Source organism: Dokdonella sp., from assembly GCF_049593775.1.
Lineage (GTDB): Bacteria > Pseudomonadota > Gammaproteobacteria > Xanthomonadales > Rhodanobacteraceae > Dokdonella.
Window position 1 is genome coordinate 1 of sequence record NZ_JBAWHJ010000167.1, and the last position, 9,981, is coordinate 9,981.

At 60.1% G+C, this 9,981-nt stretch carries 8 protein-coding genes; 5 read left to right on the forward strand and 3 right to left on the reverse strand.

Features of this window, described 5'->3' with window-relative positions:
* The coding region (locus tag WBP53_RS05800; RefSeq protein ID WP_423926854.1) for a hypothetical protein at positions 1 to 1,324 on the reverse strand (1,324 nt) is incomplete at its 3' end.
* 498 nt (positions 1,325 to 1,822) lie between these two features.
* On the opposite strand from WBP53_RS05800, the gene WBP53_RS05805 reads away from it, so the two are divergent.
* Complete coding sequence (locus WBP53_RS05805; protein WP_423926856.1) at positions 1,823 to 2,959, forward strand: S1C family serine protease; 1,137 nt, start codon at positions 1,823 to 1,825, stop codon at positions 2,957 to 2,959.
* 165 nt (positions 2,960 to 3,124) lie between these two features.
* Here WBP53_RS05805 and WBP53_RS05810 read toward each other — a convergent pair whose 3' ends face one another.
* A complete protein-coding gene (locus WBP53_RS05810; RefSeq protein ID WP_423926858.1) occupies positions 3,125 to 3,958 on the reverse strand; it encodes a c-type cytochrome in 834 nt (277 codons plus the stop codon).
* Between the two features lie 156 nt (positions 3,959 to 4,114).
* Positions 4,115 to 4,522, reverse strand: a complete 408-nt coding sequence (locus tag WBP53_RS05815; protein WP_423926860.1) for a GFA family protein — start codon at positions 4,520 to 4,522, stop codon at positions 4,115 to 4,117.
* A 261-nt stretch (positions 4,523 to 4,783) separates the two neighbouring features.
* On the opposite strand from WBP53_RS05815, the gene WBP53_RS05820 reads away from it, so the two are divergent.
* From WBP53_RS05820 to WBP53_RS05835, 4 genes are all read left to right on the forward strand, one after another.
* Complete coding sequence (locus WBP53_RS05820) at positions 4,784 to 5,368, forward strand: hypothetical protein (protein ID WP_423926862.1); 585 nt, start codon at positions 4,784 to 4,786, stop codon at positions 5,366 to 5,368.
* A gap of 90 nt (positions 5,369 to 5,458) precedes the next feature.
* Positions 5,459 to 5,977, forward strand: coding sequence for a hypothetical protein (locus WBP53_RS05825; RefSeq protein WP_423926864.1), 519 nt, complete (start codon positions 5,459 to 5,461; stop codon positions 5,975 to 5,977).
* A 216-nt stretch (positions 5,978 to 6,193) separates the two neighbouring features.
* The gene (locus tag WBP53_RS05830; RefSeq protein WP_423926866.1) at positions 6,194 to 7,294 is read left to right on the forward strand and encodes an efflux RND transporter periplasmic adaptor subunit; all 1,101 of its coding nucleotides are present in this window, start codon (positions 6,194 to 6,196) and stop codon (positions 7,292 to 7,294) included.
* 8 nt (positions 7,295 to 7,302) lie between these two features.
* Positions 7,303 to 9,981 (forward strand): efflux RND transporter permease subunit (locus WBP53_RS05835; RefSeq protein ID WP_423926868.1); only part of this gene is annotated, 2,679 nt, incomplete at its 3' end.

Genomic DNA, 9,981 nt, shown 5'->3' on the forward strand with positions numbered 1-9,981 from the left:
CTCTTCGCGCGCGACGAATTGCCAGATACAATAGCGCGCATAGACTGATTGCAAACAAGGCCAGCACCAGGGCCAGGGCCTTGCCAAGCTTCTCTGCGCGCAGGCGTTCTTCCTGGATGCGGTTATCGGCCGACAACGTGACGACACGATGCTCGAGCTCCCGGGCGGCGTGTCCCGCCTGCAGTTCGGCAATGGCACGTGCGCGCTCGCTGCGAAACAATTTCGTCCAGAGATCCTGACGGCGCTGCATCAAGGTGACGGCACGTTCGAACTGCTGCCTTCCGCGCAAAGTCGCAATCTGGCGATCCAGGCCGTCGAGCACGTCGATCATCTGACCCTTGCCCTCGAAGTAGTCGGCTCCCTTTTGCATCTGGGCTACACCTTCTTCGACCTGGTTGAGCAACATCAGGGCGTGACCGCGCAACATCCAGCATTTGGCCAGGTAGTAGTGATTGCCGCTGCTGTTGGCCAGCGTCTCGTTTCGATCGATTACCTCGATGGCCTGCTCCGACTTCGAATTGGCCAGCAGCCATTCGGCCCGCAGGTTGCCAAGACGCAACGCCGTGAAGCTCGAGTCGTCCTGTTTGGAGAGCTCCTCCGCTTCGAGCAGAGATTGTTCTGATGCTTCCAGGTCACCGCTCTTCATCTGTGCCATGGCACGTGCTGCGAGAAGCGAAATTTGGTTCTGCAAGGGCATGGACCCGATCGGCAGCGTGAAAGCGCGATCAATGGTTTCCAGCGCCGATTCAGGCAGATCCATCGCGTTGTAGAGTTCAGCGATCGTGGCCAGGCGGAACAGGCGTGCTCGTTCGCTGCCGATTTTCAACTTCTCAGCCCAGTCCAGCGCTGCCAACTGGTGGCGCAAGGCGGAATCGAAGTTCCCCGCGTCGAAGTACATATTGCCGTAGCTCACTTCGAGCGCTTCCATAACCTCGACTGATGCATCCGAGCTGATCCTGGCACGTACCTCGTTGAGCTGGTTTATGTATTTGCTGATGTCATCATCGACGTGACTCATGAAGACGCGCCGGATATCCATCAGGCTGACCGTATCTGCATCCCCGTTGGCTTCAGCAAGCGACCGCAGGGACCGCATCATCTCCAGCCTCTCGTCGAAGCTGCGATCGCCCCCGGGGTCGGCAATCTGCGTCTTCAGCAGTTCGCGCTGGACCGGATAGCCCGCATTAGCCGGAATCTGCGCTTCGATCTGCTTCAGATTCCTTGAGGCGTCCGCCAAGGCGTCACCGGCAACCCTCAATGCCTGCAACTGCTCGATGAGGAGTTCGCTGCCGGCAGACTGGGCCGGGCTCGAATGGCCCGCCATGGTGAGAACATTCAGACTGACTATCAAAAGCCATCGCCGCGCCACGAGCAGAACCCGAGCAGTTCGGCGTTTGCGCGCTGTTCTTCGGCGATGGTCCTGTTTCATGCGTGCGGTCCCTTGCTCTCTTGCCTGTGATTTACGCCTGCTCGTGGCTCAACTCAATTGCCGGCGCATGGCCTCGACGGGCCATCACCGGACCAATGCAAACTCGGTGCCATCCGCTCCGGACCGGTGCTGAATCTCGTGTCAGGGCCCATGGGCCAACCGGGCAACGGCTGGTGTCGACTGGGACCCATCTTCCGGACTCATGGTTCCAGGCTGTGGCTGACGATTTCTCTTCCCGTTCCGCTTTGGGTATCGTTCCGGATCGCTCGCGCGGGTTCAGTATGGGTGGTTGCTTGAGATTCTGCCGCAAGCGGGGCGCTCCAGATCTTGTCTCGTCGGATCAAGGCCCTCGATTCACATGGACAGCCAACAACGAAAGGAAGGTAGCAAGGAATGAAGTGCCCGAAATGTGGAACCGAGCAGGCTGACAGTCCCCAATGCACATCCTGTGGCATCTATATCGAGAAGTACGAGGCCTATCTGGCGCTCAGAGAGGCGCAGCGGCAAACGGCAGCTCCCATGCCGACCGAGCCAAGGAACCCGGCCTATCTCGCCGTGTTTGTTGCCGCCGGCATCGCCTTGCTCGGGCTGGGCTGGTTTGTGCTCGGTGGGGACAAGCACGAGGCGTCCGATCCGTCGGCCACCAAAGTCGTCGATGTAGACAACAGCGCGACTCAGGCACCCGAAATCAAGACGCCTGCAGGAAGCATTCGCGCCCGCTTCGAGACAAGCCATGCACCGAAGAACGAAATCGAACGTGCGCGCAATGCCACGGTTTTCATCGAGACGGAATGGGGCGCGTCCGGCTCGGGTTTCATCATTGATTCCGGTTGCCGGGTGATCACCAACCGCCACGTCGTGGAATTTGATCAATCCGCCATACGACGGGAAGTCATTTCTTCGGATCAGGTCCAGTCGGCGTACCAGCAACGTCGCCAGGCCTTGACGATCGAAATCCAGCGGGTTCGAGCCGCTTTCGAGGAAGCGCTGCAATCGGGTGGCTCCTCCACCGAACTGCAGGCGATGCGCGATGAGTTGCAACGCCTGGGCATCGAGTTCGATTCGCTATCGGATACGGTTCGCGCCGAGATAGACGAGCAGATCAGCGATGAAGCATGGAAGTACAGGGATTCCGCCCTGAAAGTTTCGCTGGTAGATGGCACGGAATACTCCGTGCGTAACGTGCGCAATTCGGATCACTACGATCTGGCCCAGTTCACTATCGATGGCGTGGACTGCCCGTTCCTTGCGATGGGCGAGCCCGACGAACTCGCGCAAGGCGGACAACTCTTCACGATCGGCAACCCTTCGGGCCTGACCTGGACGGTGACGTCGGGCGTCTTTTCCGGTTTCCGCGAAGAGGAAGGCCTGCGCTTCCTGCAGACCGATGCTCCGATCAATCCGGGCAATAGCGGTGGCCCACTGATCGACCAGCAGGGCCGGGTCGTAGGAATCAACACGATGGTCCTTCGCGATGCCCAGGGAATTGGCTTCTCAATTCCGGTGACGGCGATCGACGATGCGTTCTGAGACGCCTGACATGCGGGACTTGCCGGGACTCCGGCCCTGCTTTGGTTGCTAGTCAGGTCATCCTTCCCGGTGAGCCGCTTGCCACAACGAAATCACGAGACCAATTGACACTCAGTCCCTGCCAGGTCGCCAGAAGACATTCTCGGGCACGGGGTTCCGGACGAGTTAGGAAAGGAAGACATGGAGATCGTCGACCTCCTCGTCCGTCAATTCCGGGAATCGATCCGGCGCCACGAGCGACATGAGTTGAAGCTTTCTGCCACCCAGCCCGACGCCGGTCTTGATCAGCCTTTCGAATTCCTCACGATCGATGGCCGCGACCATCGCCAGATCCGGCGTCGGTGGCGGAAAAATCGACAGGCCGCGCAGATCAAGCCCATGGCATTCGTTGCACATGGTCATGGCGAGGTATTCGCCGCGGGCTCGTTGCGGTTCTGCCTTCGCATCAACTCGCAAAGTCGGGACCGCATCTACCCATTCCGCCATGTGCCTTTCCTCTCCATTCGTGAAAGCCCAGCGCACGGCCCAGCCAAGTTTTGGTTGCGGTAGTTCGATCTCGACAACCGGCGCCGACTTCAGGAACGCGATCAGCGCAAGCAGATCCTGGTCGGTCATGCGCGCGAAGTTGAATGACGGCATGGACGTGAGCGCCTTGCCATTCGCGCCGATCCCCTGTCGTATCGCGGCTTCGATGGTCGCTACATCATGGTCGCGTGCGTAGGTCGCCAGATTGGGTGCGACCGCACGCTCTGGCCAATCCCACTGATCGCCGAAATCCTTCCCTTCCAGTTGTTGCCCATGACAGCCCAGGCAACCACGCGTGCGTGCAATATGGCGACCGCGTTCGATCGTTCCTGCGTCCATCTCGACAGGTTGTTCAAAGACAGTATCGCGCGTGAAGTCACGCAATCTCGCCTCGCTCAACGCAAAGACGACGCCAAGACCAAGTAGTGGAACTGCTATGGCGACAGTCGCAAGTAGCAACAGAACACGTTTCATTGCCATTCCCTGCGCGGCAAGAAGATTCAGGAACACAAGCCGGATTCTTGTTCGCGGCGATAATAGCTCCGCCATTGGAGATCAAGCCACTTTCCATAGCCGCCGGCCACGGAGGGAGCCGTGCAAGACGCAGACCGTGCCCGAAATCACGGTTAACTACGCAAGCTGATTTCCTGATTGCTCGTGTTGCGGCAAGCCGTCAGCAACATCGTAGTAGTCACCCTTGTCTGCGACGAAGATGTGCTTGGCCAATCGCAACCCGGTCGGATTTTCCAGCGCCCCCATGGCCACTGCAATAAACGCATGCGTCGACTTGTCCGGATCCCAGAACAATGATGACCCGCAAACACGACAAAAGCCTCGCCGAACCTGCTCCGAGGATCGGTACCAGGTGATCGAATCTTCGCCGTGAATCGTAAGAGCCGATCTTGGCACATTGGCTGACGCGAAATAGTGGCCTGCGTGCTTGCGGCACTGCGTGCAATGGCAGGCGTCGGGCGCATGGGCCAGTGCGCCATCAAATTCGAATCGTACGGCACCGCAGAGGCAGGCTCCATTCGACATGGCTGGATCCGATATGGGAAACGGCAGGCAAGACTAGCGAAACTCGTTCCAGGATACTCGAGTTGTGCGCGCGTCCCCGCATCAAAAGTTCGCGACCCCAGGTCGAGTGAAGTTTCCCTCGTCCGTCCAGGGCGACGTACCGGTCGGGTACAGGCGTCATGATTCCTCCTGCGCCGAAATGCTTCATTCCCCTTGCAGGAGTACCATTCGGGGAGCCTGATGCGCGTCTTTCAATGGCGGCGTGATTTCCGGAGATTGCCCATGACCCTCAGCCCGACATCCCGACTGATTTTTGCAGCATGCATGGCGCTGACCATGCCATTCTGCGCGTTCGCAGCGACAGCGCCCGACGATCCGGTGAACGAATCGCAGACCTATCAATCGCTCAGCCTGGAGCCCCTGGCGGCCAATGCCTTGCGTCGCAAGATCCTGATCCAGTGTGGCATCGACCCTTCGCGCTACGTCTTGCCGTGGTACTTCCACTTCGAATACGGTCAGGCCCTGCTTGAAGCCGGTGATGCGCAACGCGCGATCGTCGAGTTCAGCCAGTCGATCGAACTGAAGCCTGAGTCGCGCGCGCGCAAGCGGACCTACGGCATGTGGTACCTGGACTACTTGCCCTACTTCCAGCTGGCCGAGGCCCATGCAATGCTGCAGAACTGGCCTTGCGCAGAAAACGCGATGCAACTGTCCCACTCGATGGGTGAGGTCGCGAGCGGTCGCATCGAATCGCAGCGCGTTCGTGCCTTGCAGGAGGATCTCGATCGACATGCCGGTGATGTCGGCGCCTGCAACTTGCGGGACGCACTGGATCCGGAAGCCACCGAGGCGTGGGTAGGCGGTTGATCCGCGGCTTCATTTTTGAGCGTCGGGCCACGTTTGACCGTGAGGCTTTCGCTGGCAGAACGAGTGAACACATCAGGGATAGCTTGAATCATGGAAGACAACGATCACGATGTTGACTGGAACCATGCTCGGCACAGGCATTCAACGCGGCGTCAGGCCAACGGGTTTGCTGACTCGTCGAGCTCACGTTTTGCCGTGGCAATATCGGTATTTCTCGCCGTGGCCTTTGTTTATCCATGGTATCTGTACTGGGTAGATTCAGTTGTCGCTACCTGGCGACTGAGTGCTTTCAGCGAAGAAATGGAGAACATCGCAGCTGAAGTCCAGGCAGAAACACGTGAGCGGACTGCAAAGGCGACCGAAGCGAACAGGCGCGAGCAACGGCATGCGCGAATCGCCAAAGTGAGGGTGAAAGGCGTTAGCGACGGATCGAATGGGCCGGTTGCAATCGTTGACCTGGGAAGTGCGTCACTGACGGAATCTTCGGCCACGATATGCAGGCAGACCAGTGCCTGGCTACGCAAGAACATGACGGGCGTTTCGCTCAAGATCCAGCGATATCGGCTCAACCAGCCTGCGCTGGATGCAGGTACGATCGATTGCAGATAGTGCAGCGCTGATCGCAACCACGTTCTTTCGCCGCGCATCCGAACCACGTCGCGATGCCTGGCCTTCGTGTCTGTCGCGAACTTACGGGCAGCTGTCAGCGCTCTCACAGTATTGCGGAACAAAGCTCATCACTCGATGCACCAACCTCTGGTTGGGGAGCCGGTATGATGGTTCGCCTCCAAGACACCGCTCCGCCGCTCGCAGGAATCGCCACACATGTCATTACAGTTTTTATCCAGCCCTGCTGGCTTTCGCTTCAGGCCCTTCGTCATTGTCGCTGCGGCATTCGCTTTCTCTCCGTGTTGGGGACAGACCGAAGTTGTCGTCGCATCTGCTGTTGCCAGTGAAGCGGCACATGAGCTGCGATTGAGCGGCACGCTGACACCTGAGCAGCGCTCGGGATTGTCGCCGCGCGTCGATGGACTGGTTGCCGAAGTGCTGGTGGATGCCGGTGACGCGGTTGGCGCAGGCGATGCGCTACTGAAGCTGGATGCAACCCTGGCCGAAGCCATACGGCGTGGCAGTGATGCACGTGTGAAGCAGGCCCGAGCGGTACGCGACGAAGCACGGCGACGCGTTGATGAGGCTCGCCCACTGGTGCCGCAGAACACCTTGCCAAAAACCGAGCTGGAGGCGCGGGTTGCCGCGCTGGCACAAGCCGAAGCCGCACTTGTCGCTGCGCAGGCAAGCGCTAGCGAACAATCCGAGCTGGTCCGGCGTCATGTGCTCTCGGCACCGTTTGACGGGGTGGTCACGGCCAAGCGTACCGAAGCCGGGGAGTGGGTCACCCGTGGAAATCCCGTACTCGATCTGGTTTCACTTGATGCGGTGAGACTCGATGTGCAGGCGCCACAGGAGACGTTTGCCTCATTGAGGGATGACACGCCGGTGCAGCTGATTCCTGACACGCTGCCGGATACGCTTCTTGATGCGCGCATCACAGCGCGCGTACCCGTCGGCGGCGGTTCGGGTTCACGAACCTTCCTGGTGCGGGTGGTCCCGCTCGAGTCCAATACCGCCCTGTTTCCGGGCACATCGGCCACGGCGGTGTTCCGTCTGACCCGGCCGGGGGCCAGCGCAGTGGAAATTCCGCGCGATGCACTGCTGCGACATCCGGATGGCGGTTTCAGCGTGTTCGTCATCGAGAAGGGTGAACAGGGAAGCGTCGCGCGCCGACGTCAGGTCAGTACCGGACGCAACAGTATCGAGACAGTCGAAATACTACAGGGCGTAGCTGCCGACGAGTCGGTAATCGTGCGCGGGAAAGAAGTCCTGCGTGATGGCGAGACGGTGCGCATCGTCGCGCCGAAGAGCTGAGTCCGACGATGTTGCAGAGCATGCTCCAGCGCGGCACCCTGGTCACCGTTGCGGCCCTGATCGTTTGCGTCCTTGGCCTTGTGGCCGCATTGCGCATTCCGGTGCAAATGATTCCCGACCTCGAAGTGCGCACCATCAGTGTCGTGACCCAGTGGCCGGGCGCAACCCCTCAGGATGTCGAAAAGGAAATACTGATTGAACAGGAACGCTTCCTGCGGACGGTTCCCAACCTCAAGCGCATGGTGGCGTTCGCCGAGACGGGTCGCGCCTCGATCGACCTGGAGTTTCCGTTTGGCGTCGACATCAACGAGGCATTGATCCGCACCAGCAACGCCTTGTCGCAGGTGAGCGGCTATCCGGAGAACGTGGACCCGCCGCGCCTCAACAGCAGTTCGTTTTCCAACAACGCATTCATGTACTTCGCCCTGTCCCCCTTGCCCGGCGACCCGCTTGAACTCGACATGGACATGGTGCGTGATTTCGTCGAAGACAATGTACGCCCATTGATGGAGCGCGTGCCCGGCGTTTCCCAGGTCGACGTCGGCGGCGGAGCCGAACGTCAGGTTCGCATCCATGTTGATCCGTCACGGCTGGCGCAGCGCGGCCTGAGTCTGACCGACGTTCGTGATGCGGTGCGTGCACGCAACCAGGATACGTCAGCCGGTGATCTCGACAGTGGCGAGCGGCGCTATCTGGTTCGTACCGTCGGTCGATTTGACCGCGTCGACGAATTGCAGAATCTGATTCTGGCGCGGCGCGGTGATGCCATCGTGCGTCTTGGCGATGTCGCCGATGTGCAACTCGACCACTACGAACTGCGCAGCATCTCGTTTGCCGACGGAGCTCCGCGCATCAGCTTGTCGGTACGTCGCGAAGCCGGTTCCAACGTGATCGATATCAAGAACGCCATGCTGCCGGTCGTCGAGCAGATCAATCGCGACGTGCTCGAACCGAATGGCTTGCACATGATGCTGTCCAGTGACGATGTGCGCTATGTGCAGGCATCGATCCGCAATGTCTGGACCAACCTCGGCATCGGTGCCTTGCTCGCGACGATGGTGATGCTGTTGTTCCTGCGTTCGGGGCGCGCCACGATGATCGCTGCCATCGGCCTGCCGATCTGTACCATCGCCGCGTTCCTCGGTCTGCTCGCGTTCGGTCGCACCATCAACGTGATTTCACTTGCCGGAGTCGCGTTTGCGGTGGGCATGACGGTGGACAATACGATTGTCGTGCTGGAATCGATCGAGCAGGCGAGGCGGCGCGGGCTCAACCGCCTCGATGCCGCCGTGCAGGGCACCCGAGAAGTGTGGAGCGCAGTCCTCGCATCCACGCTGACCACGGTACTCGTGTTTGTGCCGGTGTTGTTTGTCGAAGAAGAGGCGGGGCAGTTGTATTCCGACATTGCCATAGCCTTGTCGGCCTCGATCCTGGCTTCGATGCTGGTCGCCATCGGGCTTATTCCGACCGCGGCGGCTCGCTTCGGTCTCGGCGTATCGGACGCGCCGGCGCCAAGGGAAAATCGCCTTGCCCAACGCCTGCTGGGTATCGGCGACTGGTTTACCGCGACGCGGCTGCGAGCCTGGGTCTGTGTTGGTACGACGCTCGCCGCAACGCTGTTCGTCGTACTCGTATTGACGCCACCTGCCGAGTATCTGCCCGAGGGCGAGGAGCCCAAGGCATTCTCGCGAATGACAGCGCCACCGGGCTACAACCTCACCGAGATGTCACGAATCGCCGAGCAGGTCCGGGCCGTGATTGACCCGACGGTCGGCGCCACACGTGACGCGTTCGCAGCAGGAAAGACCCCGGTCCCACCACTTACGGGCTATTCCATGTGGTTCAGCTCTGGCGGCCTGACCATTGTCAGCGAGCCGATCGACAGCGGCGATCTCGACGCCATGATGGATGGCCTCACCGAGTTGTTTCGAAGTTTCCCCGGCATGCGTGCGTTCTCGGCGCGCGGCTCGATCATATCCAGCAACGATGGTGGCACGCGCGCCGTGGCACTGGATATTTCCGGGCCCGACATGGCTTCACTGTATTCGACTGCGCAAGCGGCGATGAAGCGTGCGGAAGCCTTGTTCGACAATCCGCAGGTGGATTCCGAGCCCCCATCGCTATCACTGGATCAGCCCCTGGTGCAGGTGCGCCCGCGCTGGAATCTGCTCGCCGAAAGCGGCTTCAATGCGCGTGATTTCGGATACTCCGTGGCGGCACTGTCCGACGGTGCCTACGTCGACGATTTCCTGCTCGATGACGATCAGGTCGATATCTTCCTGTATAGCGGGGCCGGTTCCGGACAGACCTTGTCGAGCCTTCCGCAGCAACCCGTGCTCACGCCATCGGGCAGCATCGTGCCACTGTCGGCACTGGCCGACATCGTCGAGACCGTCGACAGTGCAAGTTTGCGGCGTGTTGACGGACGCCGAACGGTGACACTGTTCATCATTCCGCCGCGCAGCGTTGCTTTGGAGACTGCAGTCGAAAGCGTACGTAGCGAACTGCTGCCGTCGCTACGCGAAGCAGGTGAAGTGGGTGACGGTGTCAGCATCGCGATATCGGGTGCGGCCGACCAGCTTGATGCGACGCGCGCAGCACTGGGCGGAAATTTCCTGATTGCAATCATTCTCTGCTACCTGTTGCTGGTCGCCATTTTCTCCCACTGGGGCTACCCGTTGCTGATC